General features: G+C 37.3%; 17 protein-coding genes and 2 pseudogenes. 17 read left to right on the plus strand and 2 right to left on the minus strand.

The features are described from left to right. The first annotated feature begins 66 nt into the window (after positions 1-66). The 9 genes and pseudogenes from MHI27_RS07050 to MHI27_RS07090 form a co-directional block, all read left to right on the plus strand. The gene (locus MHI27_RS07050; RefSeq protein ID WP_405175909.1) at positions 67-1,374 is read left to right on the plus strand and encodes a DUF2399 domain-containing protein; all 1,308 of its coding nucleotides are present in this window, start codon (positions 67-69) and stop codon (positions 1,372-1,374) included. After that, positions 1,350-2,822, plus strand: coding sequence for a hypothetical protein (locus tag MHI27_RS07055; RefSeq protein ID WP_405175910.1), 1,473 nt, complete (start codon positions 1,350-1,352; stop codon positions 2,820-2,822). Before MHI27_RS07050 ends, MHI27_RS07055 begins: the two co-directional genes overlap by 25 nt. Further along, positions 2,803-3,483, plus strand: a complete 681-nt coding sequence (locus tag MHI27_RS07060) for a hypothetical protein (RefSeq protein ID WP_405175911.1) — start codon at positions 2,803-2,805, stop codon at positions 3,481-3,483. The genes MHI27_RS07055 and MHI27_RS07060 overlap by 20 nt, the downstream gene beginning before the upstream one ends. After that, a complete protein-coding gene (locus MHI27_RS07065) occupies positions 3,480-6,701 on the plus strand; it encodes a chromosome segregation protein SMC (RefSeq protein WP_405175912.1) in 3,222 nt (1,073 codons plus the stop codon). Before MHI27_RS07060 ends, MHI27_RS07065 begins: the two co-directional genes overlap by 4 nt. Positions 6,702-6,857: 156 nt before the next feature. Next, a complete protein-coding gene (locus MHI27_RS07070) occupies positions 6,858-7,037 on the plus strand; it encodes a hypothetical protein (RefSeq protein ID WP_405176827.1) in 180 nt (59 codons plus the stop codon). Next, complete coding sequence (locus MHI27_RS07075; protein WP_405175913.1) at positions 7,030-7,629, plus strand: zeta toxin family protein; 600 nt, start codon at positions 7,030-7,032, stop codon at positions 7,627-7,629. The genes MHI27_RS07070 and MHI27_RS07075 overlap by 8 nt, the downstream gene beginning before the upstream one ends. Positions 7,630-7,686: 57 nt before the next feature. Then, positions 7,687-8,199, plus strand: a pseudogene (gene sigK, locus MHI27_RS07080) (RNA polymerase sporulation sigma factor SigK); the annotation flags it as partial. 587 nt (positions 8,200-8,786) lie between these two features. Next, positions 8,787-9,107 carry a hypothetical protein gene (locus tag MHI27_RS07085; RefSeq protein WP_405175914.1) on the plus strand — a complete coding sequence of 107 codons (321 nt, stop codon included), beginning with the start codon at positions 8,787-8,789 and terminating at the stop codon, positions 9,105-9,107. A gap of 7 nt (positions 9,108-9,114) precedes the next feature. Then, positions 9,115-9,342, plus strand: a pseudogene (locus tag MHI27_RS07090) (RNA polymerase subunit sigma-70); the annotation flags it as partial. A gap of 38 nt (positions 9,343-9,380) precedes the next feature. Here MHI27_RS07090 and MHI27_RS07095 read toward each other — a convergent pair. Together MHI27_RS07095 and MHI27_RS07100 are read right to left on the minus strand one after the other, a co-directional pair. Continuing rightward, positions 9,381-9,668 (minus strand): transposase, encoded by a 288-nt coding sequence (locus tag MHI27_RS07095; RefSeq protein ID WP_405175915.1) that lies wholly within the window; start codon positions 9,666-9,668, stop codon positions 9,381-9,383. 167 nt (positions 9,669-9,835) lie between these two features. Then, complete coding sequence (locus tag MHI27_RS07100) at positions 9,836-10,774, minus strand: AraC family transcriptional regulator (protein ID WP_405175916.1); 939 nt, start codon at positions 10,772-10,774, stop codon at positions 9,836-9,838. A 219-nt stretch (positions 10,775-10,993) separates the two neighbouring features. Between MHI27_RS07100 and MHI27_RS07105 the strand changes: the two genes are divergently transcribed. The 8 genes from MHI27_RS07105 to sigK (MHI27_RS07140) all read left to right on the plus strand — a co-directional run bounded on the left by MHI27_RS07105 (position 10,994) and on the right by sigK (MHI27_RS07140) (position 19,195). Further along, positions 10,994-11,932, plus strand: a complete 939-nt coding sequence (locus MHI27_RS07105; protein ID WP_149647812.1) for an ROK family protein — start codon at positions 10,994-10,996, stop codon at positions 11,930-11,932. Positions 11,933-11,936: 4 nt separating this feature from the next. After that, positions 11,937-13,685, plus strand: a complete 1,749-nt coding sequence (locus MHI27_RS07110; protein WP_076298190.1) for a class I mannose-6-phosphate isomerase — start codon at positions 11,937-11,939, stop codon at positions 13,683-13,685. A 361-nt stretch (positions 13,686-14,046) separates the two neighbouring features. After that, entirely contained in the window at positions 14,047-16,053 is a 2,007-nt protein-coding gene (locus MHI27_RS07115; RefSeq protein WP_179086634.1) for a DUF5054 domain-containing protein, read from the plus strand. 324 nt (positions 16,054-16,377) lie between these two features. Next, on the plus strand, positions 16,378-16,653 hold the full coding sequence (locus tag MHI27_RS07120) for a hypothetical protein (protein ID WP_042189381.1): 276 nt from the start codon (positions 16,378-16,380) through the stop codon (positions 16,651-16,653). A gap of 366 nt (positions 16,654-17,019) precedes the next feature. Beyond that, a complete protein-coding gene (locus tag MHI27_RS07125; RefSeq protein ID WP_076284376.1) occupies positions 17,020-17,391 on the plus strand; it encodes a hypothetical protein in 372 nt (123 codons plus the stop codon). Positions 17,392-17,478: 87 nt separating this feature from the next. Further along, positions 17,479-17,820, plus strand: a complete 342-nt coding sequence (locus MHI27_RS07130) for a hypothetical protein (protein WP_076284375.1) — start codon at positions 17,479-17,481, stop codon at positions 17,818-17,820. Positions 17,821-17,909: 89 nt separating this feature from the next. Then, positions 17,910-18,296, plus strand: a complete 387-nt coding sequence (locus MHI27_RS07135; RefSeq protein WP_076284374.1) for a hypothetical protein — start codon at positions 17,910-17,912, stop codon at positions 18,294-18,296. A 377-nt stretch (positions 18,297-18,673) separates the two neighbouring features. Next, on the plus strand, positions 18,674-19,195 hold the full coding sequence (gene sigK / locus MHI27_RS07140; protein WP_076284431.1) for an RNA polymerase sporulation sigma factor SigK: 522 nt from the start codon (positions 18,674-18,676) through the stop codon (positions 19,193-19,195). Positions 19,196-19,485: the final 290 nt, after the last annotated feature.

Here is a 19,485-nt window from a genome sequence, read left to right on the forward strand (position 1 = left end):
TCTTCCTTTCTAGTATACTTGTACGAGTAGCCCGAAAATATAAATGTATTAGTATAGGAGGCTTCTATGCAAAAATTCGATGATGTGCTTTTGTTTATTAGTCAATCTTTTTTGAAAAAAGATGAGCAGCTAGAGATGCAAAGGACAATAGGTGAAGCTTCACTTATTGATATAGATATTGTAAAAAGAACTGCACGTACAATACGAAGAGTAGGGATCATTATGATTGCACGAGAGTATCCTTCGATTGTTGAAGATCCTCCGGATCAACAGCTTTTAAGTTGGACAGTAGGAAAACGTGCCGCATTAGACGATAATCAACAAACATTTGATTGGCTACATAAAGGATGGATTTTGAAAGAAGTACGTTTTAAAAATGACGGGAAATCTGTAGAACGAATTCATTACCGTATGGGCTATTTATTATATGTATATTTAACTAATAAGCAAACGGATGAGCATCGGGATAGTTTAAATCAATTTACGCAATTCCAGACGAATGCTACTCCGAAAATGGAACAAATCACGTATTTACATGACGAACGATTACTTCAGTTGAAGGATTTGGCATTATTCTTATTAGATAGTTTACAGTGGGGCCTTAATGATTTAGAAGAACAGTATATTTTTCCTACAAATTGGAGCTTATCTAAACGAATCAACAGTTTGAATTTTTTATTAGCTTTTCTCATGATTTCTAGCAACAAAGAGATATTTGATTGGAAAGAAATTGGTGCTCATTATTACCCGAGTATTGGAGGGTCTAAGGCATTTGATGCGTATAAAGTTGAGTTTCTTAACTTTTTGGAGACGCTAATTGGTCATTCGCTGGAAACGTTAGGGATGATTAGTGGTGGTCAAATTACGTCAATCTATTTTGCTGGAGATCTTGAAGGAACCTGGTCGAGTTATCAAGCAGGTCCTGTGCATTCTTTAACAAATATTTCGGTTTCACAAGACCATTATTCAACTAGAGCAACAACACTCTGGTTAGTTGAGAATCGAGCCGTTTTGACACGGATATCTGCAGAACCTCATTTCTTGCAGGAGACAAATTCTTTGATAATATGTGTGGATGGTCATCTTCGAAGTGCGCATAAACATTTCATTAGACAATTGTTGTTGAATAGTCGTATCCAGCAAACCATCTTATGGAGCGACTATGATGAAGCTGGATTGCAAATTGCAGGAGAGATGTTTCAATCGCTTATGGGACACGCTGTGCGGCATAAATGGATCTGTCCAGATCACTCGATAATAACCAATTGGTCAGAGTATCAATATAACATGGAGAGTTTACTACAATATTCGAAATCGGAGCAAGAGATCGTTTTAGGGGAGGCAAATGATTGGAGAAGATGGATCAACCACTAATTTCAATTTTTCAAACAAACGAATCCAAACCGGAAATGCATCAGGCATTAAGGGATGTTGCATTATTATCTGGGGTTCTTAATGATCTCAACTCACAAAACTTTCTGCAAACACCTATCGAAATTTTACGATTCCTACGTATTATTCAATTGATTAATGAAGAAGCTTTGGGACTCGATGAACCGATTGAAAATGCAGATACGCTATACTTTCGTTATCGAAATCGTTTTGATGATCTTGAACCACCAAGTAAGAAAAAGGTCGAACAAATTGTAAATGTCCTAGTGAAGTATAATTGGATATCCAAACAAACAAGGCAACTTAAAATGCGAGATGTAGGTAAGCGGATGATGGATACACTCATACGTCTTGCTAATGATTCATTAGCTTACTATATGCATGATGATATTGGTAGATCTCTATTCCAAGCTAGACGGGATGCCGAGCTTAGCGAAGCTTATGATGATCATGGCATTTCTGGTGGTAATAAAATTGCTAGTATGATTCGTAATGTTGAGCATGCGATTCAATTGATGAAAGAACGTGAGTTGGAGCTGTTAGCAGACCGTAATGCATTACCTCAATTAGAGATCATACATCAGTTAATGCAGGAATTGGAAATTAAACTATCGGAACGATTCCGCCAATTTTATACGTTAGAGGATAGTCTGGTACTCAGTAATTTAATGCAATTAGGCACTTCTGCACTTGCAGATGGCACGAATTTGAGCATGGGGATGATCAATAAGTATCTAAAATTTACAATGATGAAGCAAACGATGCTATTATCCTCGATAAACCCAGAAAAAGTAAGGCTGTTTATTACACAAATGTATGATCCACCTCAAGAATCAGACATACCAAACGCTCATCAAATTATGAGCTTTATGGAGCAAAATGAATACGAAGGTGAGTCCATGGATGGTTTATGGATTCCGATTAAATTCGCTGCACCGCTTTCAGGAGAAGCAGTATATGAAGGCATAGAATATCTAGAAAACTATGAGCCGATTGTTGAATTGATGCAAGAAGACGACCAGGAAATACAATATATAAATGAGGAAATGGATATTGCTTTATTAGAAGATATGATGGGAGATTCAGAGTGGTTGCTTACTAAATCCATGATTGAAACGGAAGCGATTGAAGTATTCATGAAGGAAGTGGAGGCTGCTCCTATAGAGACTGTAATGATTGAAGCGACGTCTACGGCGTGGGGGGATGCAATTAACGCGCTTACTGCGGTATCTGCATTGGTAGGGAGTAAGAAGTTAACGTTGGAGGAAGCAACGGATGATTCAAAAGTTCAAGCCTCTCTATATGAGAAGGAATGGGATTGGATGAATCGTGATGATATCAACCAAGTGGTCAAACATAAAAATTATCGCACTATAAATAAGGACATTGAAAGTATGCATGAGAGGAGTGATGATGAACTTGACGGATGAAATGAATGTAAATCCTCTTAATGCCATGCAAGCTATCAAAGGAATGCTAACCGAGGACGAAGAGATCGTGTTTATGAATCTCTTATTCTCATCCTCTGCAACAATACGTGCGGGGAATTTCGGATTATCCAGGCGTGAGGTGGAGAAGCAATTAAAGATCTCCGGTGATGATGAGAAGTTTGATTCATTTCTGAAGCGTGTTAATCAAGCGGTAAGCCGGTACTTTAAAGTGATTTTTGATGAGAAAAAGGATCAAGTCATCGTCATGATGAGAGTTTCTGCTAAATCTGCACGTAGTACATTGTCTAAAGAAAGTTTAGCAATCCTTCTGTTTATGTTTTACCAGCAAGAAGTTTTACAGCATGAGTATACATTATTTGATCAGTTGTTAAATGCCCTTGGACATGAGACTACAAAGGCAAATCACCGTTTGAATCTGAATATAGATCAGTTGAAGAAGATTGGTGCACTTGAAGAATATGATACAAATTCAAATGAGAAGGCATATGTAATCACGGCAATTGGTGCGAATATGTTCTCGGATTCTTTTTTAAGGCGTACTGTTGAATTTAGTCAATCCAATCAATTAAATAAAGAAGAAGTACTGAAATTTTTCAAACGATATAATCTGTATCAGGAAGGAACTGAAAAAATAGAATGATACCTTGGAAAATGTGGTTTACGGGAATCAGAGATTATCAGCCTACTATGATGGATTTGTCAGGAAAAGAATCGCATATACTGATAACTGGTCCTAATGGAGCAGGAAAATCTACTGTAACATACTGTATGGGAAGTGTTCTATATTCTTCCAAGGTTGATTTAGAAGGTCTGAAATCTCGTAATCTCCTTCCGAATGAGACGTGGAAGGCGCATATTCGACTTCAGTTTAAGAATGAGGGACGTATGCGTATTGATGCAGCTAATTATGTTGAATTTGCAATTTATATCCTACAGGAACCAGGACAGCCGACTAAGAAGGAATTTGTTATACATTCGGGGGATGATCCAGAACAGTGGGATGAAACAATTAAGTATACTTCTGGTGATCGGCAGTACAATTTCACGACTTACAAGAAGGATCTCCAGTTCAAATATAAAATTGATCCGGATTTATTCTACCTAATTTGGTACCAGCAGGAGGTAAATCAATTCGCTGTTATGGATCCGCAGGAGCGTTTTCGTATTTTTGCCGAAATGCATGGTATAGATCAGGTACAACGTAACTGGGAAGAAAGTATGGAGCAATTAAAGGATGTGCAGGAGAGTTTAAGAACGGCTGAAGTAAATGTAGAAAATAAAAAGCAATATCTCGGGATGGCACGATCAGCGCTAGACCGGTATGAAGATAATCGTAAACGTCTTATAGAGGGCGGGAAGCTGTATGCTGGAGCTTTGCTGAAATTAGAGATTTATTACAAACAAGAACAAATACATCTATTAGCCAAGGAAGAACAATTGCTCGTGGATCATGATATCGCAAGTGATAGACTGGTGACATTGCAGAAGCAAGGCGATCGATTGAATATTGAAATGAAGCAAATACAAGAAGAAAAAGAACAGTTTGATACGAGAATCACTTTATTGCAGGAGCAATTAGCTACTGTGAAAAAGGAAATTGAAGAAACTTCAATTATAATTGGAGAATTAGATGTTCAGCTAAAGGAAATTAGTCAAGAAAAATCTAGAATTACACATACTGAAAAAGAGGTACATCAACAATTATCAGCAATAACTAAGCAGCTCAACGAATTGAATATCGAGATTGAGAAGGCGGAAGCTAGTCTTCAAGAAACTGATGATGTTATAGCCCAATTAATAGATTCAAGTTCTTACTTGAAGGCGCTGATTCAACAGGATAAAAGCTTGGATCATATGCACCAAGAACGGTTACAGCATTATCGCAGCAGTCATGATGTACAGATGGAAATTGACCGCTTAGATCATACCATTCAACATTCCATGCAGGAACAAAAAGATAAGACTAAACTACTTGAGGAGTTATCCGATGAGGAACAGATGCTTAAGCACAATCAATTATGGTCAGCTCGTCAAAGGGAATCACTATCTTTGTTCAAAGTGAGGGGTGTGCGTGCATATGCATTAAATGAATTACTTGAATTAAATGAGTCAGCTCGACTTACAGCGGAGGAGCAGTTTGAGACGATAAAGTATGCGATATTTTTTGATGGCACGCATGTACAAGCTCCTAATGATTTGTATCATGTACCTTTACGAAGTATAATACCGGATCGTTCTGTTACTGAAATTCAGACACTCCAAATTCGTGTGAAGAATGGGATAGAAGATGATGTATTCCCACATGCGGTCAAGGCTTTATGGTGGGTTGAGCAATTTTTTCTAGCAGGTGAGACAAGAATAGAGAATGATATGCTCATCGACTCAAAGGGGATTCGAGGTGCACAAGAGAAGAAGAGTTATATATTAAGCCAGAAAGCTATGCAGAAACGTAAAGAGGAGATTCAAAAGAAAATTAGCGAATTGAGTACTTTACTTGCGAATCTCGATGACTCGATTAAGAGTAATACGTTAACTATGCAAGAACTACATGCCATTATCCAATCTGTGCGTGAATCGGAAGCCTTTCTTACAATGAGACATGAACGTGAAGGCCGGATCCTGAAGTATGAAGTAGAGATACAGCACCTTCAGGAACAGAAGGAGCATAGTCAGGAACTTAAGAATACGCACACAAAGTTCATTGAGAAACGGATCAGGCTGGAGCATATACAAGTTATACTACAACGTGAAGCAGATTTTTATGTGAGATTAGGTCAGCAGAAGGAACAGTTTGAAATGTTACAACGGAAGACTCATCAGCACAACCACTTATCCTTACAGCAGGACGCATTGAAGCAGCAAAATGATACATTGGAAGAGCTGGCTGAACAAATAGATGGAGATGAACGTCGACAAAAACGCAATCTTTCGAATAATGAAGACGAAATTCAACAAGCTACGCGTACTCTTAGTCAAATTAATAATCAAATCAAAGATACAAAAGAGTCACTTGATACATCTAAAATAAATCTACTTACAATAACCGAAGAAATTGAAAATCTCAAAGGGATTGCACGGTTTATTTATGATGAGGTGACAAATGAGTTTGAACATGAGCCTAATAATACCAAGAGACAACAATCGCTTTCAAAGCTCCGCCAAGAGCATGAGTCTGGAAAAGTAACATTTAACAGCGCTAGAAATGAGTCGGGTATTGATCCCGCAGCATCTGAGAATTATAAAGTGATAAAAGAAGAGGTTCATCGATTGCAGGATGAATTTAAACGGACAAGCTTATTGTTTGAAGAGAACCAAGAACGAGCTGAGAATTTGAAAGATCAGCTAGAGACGACAATCAATATGCGAGTCCTTGAAATTCAACAACGATTTAAGAACTACATGAGCATTTTTCAATTCGAGGGACAGATCGATTGGAGTCAGCAAGAGGATCGTCGAGGTCGAGTGCTTTTCCATTTATTCATTAAGGCTCGAAAGGAAGGGCATCGAGGATCATTAGAGGATGTTAGTGTGAAGGCTCGTGGAGGAAGAGTTGGCAAGGGTGTTTCTGGAGGCGAAGAATCGCTCAGTTCACTACTGTTTGCTCTGGCTTTATTGCAGAATCTACAAACAGCACCTGGATTTATAGTTATGGATGAATTTGATAGCGCGTTAGATGAGCAGAGGAAATTAAAAGTATTTGATCTTTATGCTGGTGAATTACAACGTAAATTGATTATCCTGTCACCAAAGTCACATGAGAACTCATATCTGGATCGATTCTCGAAAGCGTACATTGTGCAACATGATCCTACTGTACCACGGAGTAAAGTGATGGGGTTGAATTTGCAACGTATATGACCATGTGGGTAAATGAATTAGCCTGTTAGAGTGAGATCTCCATTGATTATTCTTACGGGCTAATTGGTTGTATGATGCATACAGACTTAAGCTAATATAAAATGTACTTTGCTGTGGTATACTCGAGCTATCAGATAAAATGAGGTGTTTGTATAAATGATGAATCTTACGCAGGACCTTGCTAAATTGATTCGATTAACAGGTGATCGTGCCAAATTGGATGCAAAAGCAAATGGGACATATATCGTATATAAAACAGCTGGTGGGCAAATTGTTAAAGAATATAGTACCGGTGAGATCAAGGAAATGAGTGAACAGGAACTTAATCATGAATGAGACAGTTGCAACCATGTTTGTGTTTGCTGGTAATAATGGAAGTGGTAAGAGCACAATCCGCAACTTGATTGTTGACCGGCTTGGGGTAAGTGTGAATATTGATCCGGATGCACTAGCTCGCAAAATTAATACTCAATATCCAGAAAAAAGTAAAGTATCTGCTGGCAAAGAAGCCATAAGAATAACCAGAGAATGTATCCGAAATAAGTGGGACTTCACTGTAGAAACCACTCTAGCTGGTGGTAATGTTATCAGGCAGATGAGATCTGCAAAAGAACAAGGCTTCGAAATCATTATGTTTTATGTGGGGCTAGGGGATGTTCGGCTTAATATTGAGCGTGTTGCTATGCGAGTAAAGAACGGTGGTCATCATATTGAAACAGAGGATATTATTAGACGCAATTTAACAAGTATGAATAATCTGTTGTCGCACTTAGACCTAATAGATCAGTTGTTAGTTGTTGATAATAGTAAAGCAGATGGTGAGATTATTCTTGGAGCGGATATAAGCGGGATGAAATATTATTCAAATGAATTGCCTGAATGGGTACAAAAAATCGATCGAGAACTACAGTTGAAATATCAAAAGTAAACCAATTCAAATCGGGATCGATTGTAATTGGTTTATTTTGTTACATCGTGTCGTGTCCACAACCTCAAAAAATTCGATAATACTGGAGAAGACATGGAGGATTTAATCTCCATCTGAACCATTGGCCTGATCAAAGCCATTGAGAGCTATCGTCCTAACAAAGGCACAAAGCTAGCCGCTTTTGCTGCCCGTTGTATTGAAAACGAAATTCTGATGCACCTAAGATCCTTGAAGAAGACTCGTAAAGATGTATCCCTTCACGATCCGATTGGGACAGACAAGGAAGGTAATGAAATCACGCTGATCGATATCCTTGGCTCCGAGGCTGATGATGTCATTAAAGAGGTCGATCTGAAGATTGAGAAGAGCAAGATTTATCGGAATCTCGATATTTTGGATGACCGAGAAAAAGAAGTTGTAGTGGGTCGGTTTAGACTGGACACAGGTGGGGAAGAGCGGACGCAGCGGGAGATTGCCAAGGAGCTTGGTATCAGTCGCAGCTATGTGTCACGGATTGAGAAGCGTGCGCTCATGAAGCTGTATCATGAGTTTTATAAGGCGAAGCGCTAGGATCTTTGATAATAGCTAAAGATTCACTATAGAGTGTTTTAAAAGCGACTTGCCAACAAGGGAGTTGCTTTTTTGTTAATTCAAGTAGTTGGGCTAAATGAACATATAAAAACATATTCATAAAATTAACTTTTTAACTGCTGAGGGGTGTTATTATGACATACAAAGAAATATATGATCTCCATATTCAATTGTTACATGTATATGGAAATAATGAAAAGTACCAAGGTCCATATTAGAAGCAACTTAATTATTTTAAGAGGCAGTTTTTTATAGCTGAAGATATAGTTCAACGAATTTTTGTTCTAAATCAGTTAATAAAAATTCATGAAAAAAGTAGAGAAATAAAGATAAATTGGTGTTCAGAAGAATACTTTAAATGATGCCTAGATTTAATATAGTTTTGTATGTAGGAATAAGCTTCTAGATAGGTAACTCAAAAATGATCGATAGCAATAAAAAGGAGTAGTTATAATTGTCGCTAGACTTATATCTACAAGAGTTGAAATGTTGTGAAAATAATACGGAAATAATGAAAACATATTTTTGAGTCACAAGCTAATAGATGGGATCTTGGAGGTAAATGTATGAACAATTCAACAAGTAGACATATGATGGATAAACCCTACATTAAAGATGTTATTCGTGAACTTAAACTTCTGGGATATGAGGAAGATGAGGCTACGAAAATTCTAATCATATACTATAGACCATTAAAGAGGAGCTGGGGTTTTGGGCCTAATGCTTACTATTTTGCTAAAGAAGTCGATTTAATTCATAAAGCTGTTATCAAGAAATTTGAACCTAAATCTGGTCAGATCTTTATAGGTCATTTGAAAAATCAAATAAAATCACATCTGAAAGATAAGCTTGAATTGAGAGATAGAATGCAGATAACAATTCCCTAAGGGGCCTCAAGATGATATCTCCATCGGAACAATTGGCTTGATTAAAGTGATTGGAAAATACCGTCCAAACAAAGGTACAAAGCTAGCCACTGCTACAGCACGTTATATAGAAAACGAGATTCTGATGCATCTTAGATCTTTGAAGAAAACACGTAAAGACGTATCCCTGCACGATCCGATTGGAACGGACAAAGAGGGTAACGAAATCACGCTCATAGATATCCTTGGCTCCGAAATTATTTTTAGGTCTACCATAGTTTCGTGTAAGTAAACTCATTCCAAATGAAGCGAACGATTCAATATTTCTGAAGGTGACTCCCATGATCGTGCTTCCAAGTTGCCCCTACTGCGGGAAAAATACGCTAAATCCATAACTACGGCAACCGGATTAAGCAGACCCATCGCAGGATGATTCTCATAATAAGCAAGTAATTCTTTCGATGTCCTGCCTAGAATGATGTCCAGCAAAGAGTCACCACGCAAATCATGCAACCCCGTATTGCAGGTATGACCTTCAAGGATAGCAAAATCATCAATACCTAACACCCCTCCAAGTTTCACTCGTTCCTCATGATAACATCAGTTTTTTTTGAGTGACTACTTGAAGGGCATACTACCACTTGTCGGTTTTCTTATAAGATTAATATATAAAACAAGTCGAATACGTATATCCCCAAAGTGCTTTGATTTGCTGGTTGAAAACAAAAAAACGCTATTCAGATTCTTGATCAGTTTATAGAAGCGCTCTGTAAATAAGTTTCAGTATATTCTGGTACTGATAGCGTTTGTTGGTTGAGCTTTCTCTTGAACTCCCCAGGTGGCATTCCCATTTCTGCTGAAAAAACAGTGGTAAAATAGTGAACTGTTTTAAAACCTGACATTTCTGAAATTTCTTTGAGGGTAAGGTCGGTATCTGAGAGGAGGATGCTGGCTTTTCTCATTCTCTCTCTTTTAATATAATTTGAAAACGATTGGCCTAATTCATCCTGGAAAATACGTGATAAGTGTCTTTCTGAAATGTGAATAAAATCCGCTACATCGCTCATTTTCAATGATTGAGATAGGTTGTCATGGATGTATAGCTTCGCTTGATATACTAAGGACGAATAAATACGAATTTCTTTATTCTTTTTGTATTTAATTTGTTGTTCATTAAATAAACCAACAATACTTGAATAGAAAGAAGAACATAAGCCTTGAAAGCAGTCGTTGAACAATAGGTAAAAATCACAGGCCATAACGAGGATCGAAGTCCATAGTTTTACAACGGGAGATTGGCTAGCATTATTAATAATGAATTTTTTCGTTTTTTCTAGATTAGTGAAAAGTTCTATTAATTTCTTTGTTGATTTTGTTTTTATAATTTCAAATCCAACAAAAATAATTTCCAATCCAGTTTCGCTTAAAATTTGGTGTTTAACGAAGGGGCGGGAAAGGAAAAGGGACCCACTCGTTATATGAAATGAATGTCCATCATCCATATACTCACCTTCACCGTTGACAATATAACACAGTTCAAAATAAGAATGTTGATGTGGCTTGTTATTGTAATGATCGGGTTGAGCACCCCAATAGTGAATTAGAATGGAAACATCACTTCCATTGACTTGAATAGATTCCTGATTAAGAGCAATTGAACCATCTATAAACAAATCAGTCCATTCCATGGCTGTCTTCCCCTTTCAAAATAATGATGAACCACATTAATGTTCCCGCTTTGATAGTAGCATATTTCTCCACGAGTGTATCACGAATGTCTCGATTTTATAAAAATATGACTGGTTTCTCAAAAGATTAAGGAGAGAACAAGATTTATACTAAAATTAAATATTGAATGATCCAATATAAAAAGGGTATTTTGCCAAAAAGGGATGTGAAGAGTTGTAATGAATAAATATTCGATCGCATTTGATGTCGGAGGATTGTTTATAAAATCAGCTGTTTTAAACGACGATGGGGAAATAGTTCCTAACTCGTATGCCATCTTCCCCTCGAAATCAAAAGAGACTAAAGAAGGTATCATTGAACATTTGGTGTTCATCATTAAGCAGCAAACAAATGGAATTTTGGATAAAGACTTCGAAATAACTGGAGTTGGCTATGCATTTCCAGGTCCATTTGATTATGAAAGCGGGATAAGTTACATCAAAGGTATCGATAAATTTGAAGAGATATACGAAGTGAACCTTCGTGATCTATTAATAAATCGTCTTAAACAAGAAAGTTCTTTTCATTCAAAGACAAGTAATGAGTTTCAGATTGTTTTTGATAATGATGCTAGCCTGTTTGCTTTAGGAGAACATGTATCCGGCAAGGCTGGAGGTTACAACAAATCCATCTTTTTAACGATTGGTACGGGGGCAGGATCGGCATTTATGGAAAATGGAAAATTGGTAAAAGACAGACAAGATATACCGGAAAATGGATGGATCTATAATCAACCATTTAAGCAATCCATAGTCGATGACTATATTTCTAAAAGAGGTATCTTAAAACTGGCGAATGAATTAGGCCTTAGTACATCAGACAACGAAGTGGAAACATTAGCCGCTATGGGCAAAAATGAAGACCAGAGGGCAAAGATGGCATTCCGAATGTTTGGAGAATATATAGGAAAAGCTTTAAATCCATATATAAAAAGTTTTAAACCAGATGCGATCATTCTTGGCGGTCAAATTACAAAAAGTAAAGATTTGTTTATGAATGGGGTTTATGAAACGCTTGAGAACAAAACGGTAAACATTGAATGTTCTGAAGAAACCTCACTGAGTACATTTAAAGGTGTAGCAAATCTATTAAAGCAATCTATTAGAAGGAAGGAATAAAATAATGGCTAATTTTAATATGTACCCAGAGATACTAGTATCCAATTCAAATGATCATGCTTGGCAAGATTACGGAAACATTAAGAATGAGCTTAATCGGGCAATAAAAAAACTAGGAAAGCAAAAGACTATCGTTACCGTCGATTGTTATCCTGGCGTAAGAATGGAAGAACTAAAAACTAATCTTGTTTCAGTAATGGAACCTGCCTATACAATTTTTGCAGATGATTTATATTATTCTAGCGATAAAGTAACGGATATGATTAAATTTCATCTAACAACGGATAGAGTATTTGGGAAGATATCGCTTCATAATTTTGGGGATTTTTTAGATGATGAACGTTTGGAAGAGGCTAGAAGTGCTATTAGTAACATTGATAGCGGTTTAATCATTATTTATGGTTCTGGTGCTACTCTTGTATGTGATCCTGATATTCTCATATATGCTGATTTGGCAAGGTGGGAAATCCAAAAAAGATATAGTAATAATGAAATTTCAAATTGGAGAGCAGACAACCATAATGAGGATGCGGTTAGAAAGATTAAAAGAGGCTATTTCTTTGAATGGCCAGTTGCGGACAGACATAAAAGGAAGTTGTTTGAAAAAATAGATTATCTATTAGATACGAACTGCAGCAATGAACCAAAGCTGGTAGAGGGGGCAACCTACTTAGCTGGATTAAAGCAAACAGTCAGCCAGCCTTTTAGAGTGATTCCTTACTTTGCCCCTGGAGTATGGGGAGGGCAATGGATGAAAGAAAAGCTTGGTCTTGATCCGTCAGTTGAAAACTATGCTTGGAGCTTTAATGGTGTACCAGAAGAAAATAGTCTTTTTTTAAGATACGGGGATGTAAAAATTGAAGTCCCAGCTATTAATGCTGTTTTTAGACATCCAGTTGATCTTTTGGGTGAAAAGGTATATGGACGTTTTGGCGCGGAGTTCCCGATTCGATTTAACTTTTTAGATACTTTTGGGGGCGGAAATCTTAGTTTACAGGTTCATCCATTGGTTGATTATGCGCAACAAACGTTTGGGGTGCATTATACGCAAGATGAAAGCTATTACATCGTTGATGCAAAAGAAGATGCTATCGTATATTTGGGTGTCAAGGATGATATAAATTCCAATGAAATGATTCAAGATTTAAAACAATCATATGATGAAGGCAGTAAATTTGACGACCAAAAGTATATTAATCAATTTCCAGCTAAAAAGCATGACCATTTTTTAATACCAGCAGGTACTATTCATTCGCAGGGTAAAGATTCCTTGGTATTAGAAATAAGTGCAACACCCAATTACTTCACGTTTAAATTATGGGACTGGGGACGGTTGGGGATGGATGGGATACCAAGACCTGTCCATCTTGAACACGGAATCAATTCTATTCAATGGGAAAGAGACGAGAAGTGGGTCAGTGAAAATATAATCAATTGTCTAGAACAAATGGGTGAAGGCGATGGATGGATCGAAGAAAAGACAGGCTTACACGACAGGCAGTTTATTGAAACTAGAAGACATTGGTTCTCAGGACCAGTCATCCATAACACTGATGGCGGTGTCAATGTTCTCAATCTAATAGAGGGGGAGGAAGCTATAGTCGAAAGCCCTACAAATGCCTTTGAGCCATTTATAGTTCATTATGCTGAAACATTTATCATTCCTGCAATGGTTGGCAGCTATTCGATACGCCCCCATGGTAATAGCGTAGGAAAAGAAATGGGGACAATCAAGGCCTATGTTAGAACATAGCTGAATTTTCGAATAAAGCTAAAGAAAACGCTGTTCGAATTATTAAAGAAAGAGCATTTCGAGAAGAAACATAAGCTTACCCTTGGTATTATTGCAGGGTTGCATACGTTTGGGTCGCATTTGATTTTAATCCACATATTTGATAGCTCATAACCCACGTCGAAGAGGACATCATTCAATGATGTCCTCAGGCTGTCGAGAAAGTCTCGACAGCCTGGGATTATTAAGAGGTTTTTTATGAGAGATCATGATTCTGAGTCCGAATTGGAATGGCCGAACCTTGTAGAAACAAAAGTGGAGTAAAAGCCTGAAAGCAATTATTTCACGACGTATTATGACTAAGAAAGGCGTGATTATAGAAATGAAAAAAATCTATGTGGTAAACAAAACTCATTTTGACATTGGTTTTACCGATTTAGCAGAAAATGTCTTGCACAAGTATTGCCATGATTACATTCAAAACGCAATCACTTTAGCTGAAGACTTAAGAAAAGAGGGCAAAGACTTTGTTTGGACAACAGGTAGCTTTATTATTGAATATTACTTCAAAAACATGGATGAAGAAGCTTGTAAAAAGCTAGACGACGCCATAAAGAAAGGTTACATTCGCTGGCACGCAATCCCGTGTACGTTTGAATCTGAAACTATGACACCTCAAACTTTACATTACATGACTTCAATCTCAAAGAAGTTAGATGCTCGTTATGGATACAAAACAACAAGCGCAAAGATGACTGACGTCCCAGGACATACTATCGGGATTGTTGATGAGTTATATCGTCAAGGAATTAAATTCCTACACATTGGTGTAAATGGCTCGAGCTCAATTCCAGAAGTTCCAGATACATTTCTATGGAAGAATGGCGAAAGTGAGATAATTGTCTCTTATTCAGACGACTATGGTGGCGTAATCGGAATTGATTGCATAGATAACAAGCTGGCGTTTATGCATACTCATGATAATAGTGGTCCAGGAACAAAAGAGAAAATTAACGTCTTTTTGTCAAAAATGGCGAATGAGTATCCAGACTATGAGCTTGAATTGACTTCAATGGATCAGTTTGCAAATGAAATTTGGGAAGTACGTGACCAACTGCCAGTTATTACAGAGGAGATTGGGGACACATGGATTCATGGAATGATGTCTGATCCGAAAATCATTCGTGATTATCGGATTTTAACTAATTACATGTTTGATAACAAAATAGAAAATGATGATGCTAATTTCTATGCGATGTTAGTTCCAGAGCATACTTGGGGAATGGATATCAAACGCTATTTCAGTGACTATATGAATTATGAAAAGAAAGACTTCCAACGAGCGCGTAGTTTAGACCAAATTACGGATCTTGATTTAACCTACGCTTATGGAATTGTTAAAGATGCAACTGTTGGCGAAATGCAATTCACTTATAATGAGTGGACTGATCGTTCGTACAAATTTTATGAGTCTTCATGGAAAGAACAACGCAAGAACGTTGATCGTGCAATAGCTTGTTTGGAGCCTAAAGATCAAAATAACATTAAAAAACTTATCGAAGTTCCATATCATATCTTTGAAAACCAAGGTATTGAATGTGGTTTGGAAGAATTGATTTCGGTAAACGGGTATCAAGTTATGTTTGCTAGCGATGGTTCAATTAACCACTTAGAAAAGGATGGAACACTTTACTTTGATCAGGACAACAAACTCGGGGTTCTGAACTATACAATTGCTGGGCAAAATGACTATGATAACCTACGTTACAACTATTTGCGTGAATTACAACATAATTGGTGGGCAATTGACTTCTTAAAGCCAGGAATGGAAATTCAAAAACGAATTCAATTGAATGAAAATTTCACACCACATGTTGTGAAATTAGTTATGGAAAATGATTCGATTATTGCAACTTTAAAGTATAGCCAAAGAGCTGTGGAGGAGTATGGTGCTCCAAGAGTTGTAAAGGTTAAATATCAATTTGGAGATAAAGTTGAAATTGCACTATTATTAAAGGATAAAGATGCAATTCGTTATCCAGAAATTTATTCTTTTGACATTACACCACGTTTGAATTCGCCGTACTTAACTAAGATTCGTAAAATTGATACCGTTATTTCACCTTTTGAAGTGGTAGGTCACGGAAATAAGTTGCAACACATGATTGAAGAGTTAATTTACGATGGCAGCGATAAAAAAATCAATATTAAACCTATTGATGCCCCTCTTTTGGGAATCGGAACAAATAACAATCTAAGTTATAACAATAAATACCATCAAGACAACAATAAATTTACGTTTACACTATTGAACACAACATGGGGAACTAATTTCACGATGTGGTATGAAGAAGATATTTTTGCTCGTTTTGAGTTAGTGTTGGGATAACAATTTCCTGCGAACATAATGGGCATACGCCGATGCCTCTTCATCAAAAAAACAGTTTATTCTCTTATCTAGACTGTTTTTTAGGTACATTTAGACCGTTTAAGCGATATTCCTTCAAGATGTGTTTGATAAAGTATTCTCAGGCTAGGTCATCATCACGCTAACGGGACACGATAGCTCAATAACGACACAAAGGCAATCGATCAGTGGATCGGCTGCCTTTGTTCAGCTAACGGGCAGGTTAGTTCAATAGGACACGACATAAATTGTTTAACCAGACATCTTCATTTAGAATAAAAGAAGAGATAGAAGGGAGTGTCGCAAATGGAATACCTATCAATTACGATATCACTTGTGTCCTTAGTTGTATGTTTAACTGTATATAACAAAGTAAGTGCCATGGAAGCTCGTATCAAAACAATGCAGGTAAACGTTGACCAAATTGCCAAGTCTGAAGGTCTGCCCCCACATCTTGTTCAAAATGAGGTTCTCCAGCTCGTACGTAACGGCAAGGAAGTAGCAGCTGTTAAAAAAGCGAGAGAAGTGCTTGGTTTGTCACTATTAGAAGCGAAGCAATATGTGGATGCCCTAAAGGAATAGCTGCAACAATGCGTCCATTCAAATAATAGCCCAAAAAAGACTGTCGACAAGTCCATTCGATAGTCTTTTTTATTATATATTATCAAAAATTAAACAGGAGTAGTAATATTGCTGTCGATGGTACCTTTGCGGTAATGGCTTTAAGCTAATGGGCAGGTTAGTTAAAAGGGCGTTTTATTGAAATTAACCGAAGTAAAGGAATAGTGAAATGTTTACGGTTCTTCTTGAACTAACGGGACACGATAGCTCAATAACGAAACAAAGGCAATCGATCAGTGGATCGGCTGCCTTTGTTCAGCTAACGGGCAGGATAACGCAACAAATTTACTGTTCCTACGTATAGGATATAATTGGAAAACCAACTCTATGAGAATTGTAGCCAAGGGGCAACAATTTGCAGGGGAGCGAAATGAAGTGACAATAAAAAGATCATTTGGTACTGGGTCATTTGCAATAGTTGTTCTTATTTTAGGTTTTTTATTTAATTTTAAATTTCAAAACGACTTCATGTTGAGCCATTATCTTTTTAAGTTATTCAATTGGAATATATATACGAATGAAACCGAGGGGTATCACATTCCATTTATGGCTGCTATCGTATTTTGGTTACCAGCAGTGATAATTTCGAAAAAATATCCAATTAATTTTGGAACTACTTTCTGTTATAGGGTGGGAGGAGTTATGTTGGTTCTTAGTATTACTGTGTTTGCAGTTTATTTGTTTGGGACTCTTGTATAGAAACAAGCGATGATTAAGGTTCGTCGTTTGGTTAAGCTAACGGGACACGTTAGTTCAGTGAACTAAGAAAATGAGGAGATATTTTAAATGGGACAAGGATATATTTTAGTCAATAAAAGCAAAGGAGAAATAATAAGCTTTGCCCATCTCCCAGCAAGTAAAGCAAAGGAATTAACCGGAAATCCCGTAACAGCAGCTATGACGACCTGGTACCTTTTGAGTAATATAGGCGATCAAATTAGTTTTATTGAAGAGGAAAATGTATTGGACGATTATCACGATGTAACCGATCTGCTCATTGACGATTTGATTAAAAGACAGCTTATAAAAGACGACGGGATTGAGGTGTTTGACCCAAATGAACCTGAGATATTCATTCGGCGGCTGAGGAACACGTGGATGGATTGTGAAGCTAACGAGGAACGTTAGCTCAAACACGATCGGCTACCTTTATTCAACTAACGGGCAGGATTGCGGAACAAGGGCTTAAATGAAATCTGAATAGAGGAGGTAAAAAAGTGAAAAGACCTTTAGGAGTGACTTTAATTAGTTGTTTTTACATAATTGGTGCATTAGTATTAATTTTCACAGCAATATTCTTTAATGCAGATGCAGATGGATTTGGCATAGCCTATAGGTTTGGTTTACCAAACTTTCCAGAACAAATATTTAGGGTTATATTGGCTGTTGCTTCCCTTATCCTCATCTATGGTTATATGGGTTTAAAAAAATGGGGATTTTGGTTAATGATTATTTACTCATTTGGATTCGGTTTAATAAGTTATAATCTATTATCATCGCATAATCAACAACCATTCATAGGGAATGTCAGTTGGTCAGTAATTGTATTGATTTATACGTTTTTTGTTAGAAAGTCCTTTTTCCTCACAAAAAAGGATGAATAATTCATTGAATATATTCAACTAACGGGGAACGTTAGTTGAACGACAACAGCGGCAGTCTAATACTTTATTTTCACCGAACATAAATAACACTGTGCTGGTCATTTAACAAGTTAATTATGGAAATATATATTAAATAATGCATCCAGACTTGAGTGAACACAAATTGCACTTTGCTGTTCTTTACTAAGCTATAAGATAAAAAGAAGCGTTTATATAAATGATGAATCTTACGCAGGATATTGCTAAGCTGAAGGACAAATTGTCCAAGAATATAGCACAGATGAAATTGAGAAAAAACGAATAGGAACTTAACGTATGAATGAGACAATTGCACCGATGTTTGTGTTCCTGGAAAATTGGGAACGATCGTATTTGGTATGTTTTTTACATCGTATCGTGTCCATAACCTCAAGAAATTTGATAACACCGGAGAAGACATGGAGGATCTGATCTCCATCGGCACCATTGGCTTGATCAAAGCTATTGAGAGCTATCGCCCGAACAAAGGCACAAAGCTGGCCACTTTTGCTGCACGATGTATCGAAAACGAAATTCTGATGCACCTAAGATCCTTGAAGAAAACTCGTAAAGATGTATCTCTGCACGACCCTATTGGGACTGACAAAGAAGGTAATGAAATTACACTCATTGATATCCTCGGTTCGGAAGCGGATGATGTTATTAAAGAAGTGGATTTGAAGATCGAGAAGAGCAAGATATATCGAAACCTCGATATATTGGATGACAGGGAAAAAGAAGTTGTCGTTGGTCGGTTTGGATTGGATACAGGCGGGGAAGAGAGGACACAGAGGGAGATTGCGAAGGAGCTGGGAATTTCGCGGATAGAGAAGCGGGCACTCATGAAGCTGTATCATGAGTTTTATAAGGCTAAGCGCTAGGATCTTAAATAATAACTAAAGATTCACTATAGAGTGTTTTAAAAGCGACTTGCCAACAAGGGAGTTGCTTTTTTGTTAATTTAAGTAGTTGGGCTAATTGAAAATAAAAAAAGCATATTCAGATAATTAAGTTTGTAACTGCTGAGGGCGGGGGGGCGAACCCGTACGGTACTCACGTACCGCAAGATTTTAAGTTCTGCGCTTCTACCTACTGCAATTCACCGTGATCCCGATCAGTTTGGTGGTCGGATCAGCCTCCTTTGCCTTCCGGTGGTAGACGCCGGAAAGCA

It is taken from the genome of Paenibacillus sp. FSL H8-0261, from assembly GCF_045040645.1.
Classification (GTDB): Bacteria; Bacillota; Bacilli; order Paenibacillales; family Paenibacillaceae; genus Paenibacillus_AQ.

What these genes read in the sequence shown, in the direction of transcription:
- MHI27_RS07070 (WP_405176827.1), top strand. Translation starts at nt 6,858, where the DNA reads ATGATGAATCTTACGCAGGACCTTGCTAAATTGATTCGATTAACAGGT.
- MHI27_RS07125 (WP_076284376.1), top strand. Translation starts at nt 17,020, where the DNA reads ATGAGAATTGTAGCCAAGGGGCAACAATTTGCAGGGGAGCGAAATGAA.
- MHI27_RS07075 (WP_405175913.1), top strand. Translation starts at nt 7,030, where the DNA reads ATGAATGAGACAGTTGCAACCATGTTTGTGTTTGCTGGTAATAATGGA.
- MHI27_RS07050 (WP_405175909.1), top strand. Translation starts at nt 67, where the DNA reads ATGCAAAAATTCGATGATGTGCTTTTGTTTATTAGTCAATCTTTTTTG.
- MHI27_RS07110 (WP_076298190.1), top strand. Translation starts at nt 11,937, where the DNA reads ATGGCTAATTTTAATATGTACCCAGAGATACTAGTATCCAATTCAAAT.
- MHI27_RS07120 (WP_042189381.1), top strand. Translation starts at nt 16,378, where the DNA reads ATGGAATACCTATCAATTACGATATCACTTGTGTCCTTAGTTGTATGT.
- sigK (WP_076284431.1), top strand. Translation starts at nt 18,674, where the DNA reads ATGTTTTTTACATCGTATCGTGTCCATAACCTCAAGAAATTTGATAAC.
- MHI27_RS07085 (WP_405175914.1), top strand. Translation starts at nt 8,787, where the DNA reads ATGAACAATTCAACAAGTAGACATATGATGGATAAACCCTACATTAAA.
- MHI27_RS07105 (WP_149647812.1), top strand. Translation starts at nt 10,994, where the DNA reads ATGAATAAATATTCGATCGCATTTGATGTCGGAGGATTGTTTATAAAA.
- MHI27_RS07130 (WP_076284375.1), top strand. Translation starts at nt 17,479, where the DNA reads ATGGGACAAGGATATATTTTAGTCAATAAAAGCAAAGGAGAAATAATA.
- MHI27_RS07100 (WP_405175916.1), bottom strand. Translation starts at nt 10,774, where the DNA reads ATGGAATGGACTGATTTGTTTATAGATGGTTCAATTGCTCTTAATCAG.
- MHI27_RS07060 (WP_405175911.1), top strand. Translation starts at nt 2,803, where the DNA reads ATGATGAACTTGACGGATGAAATGAATGTAAATCCTCTTAATGCCATG.
- MHI27_RS07065 (WP_405175912.1), top strand. Translation starts at nt 3,480, where the DNA reads ATGATACCTTGGAAAATGTGGTTTACGGGAATCAGAGATTATCAGCCT.
- MHI27_RS07115 (WP_179086634.1), top strand. Translation starts at nt 14,047, where the DNA reads ATGAAAAAAATCTATGTGGTAAACAAAACTCATTTTGACATTGGTTTT.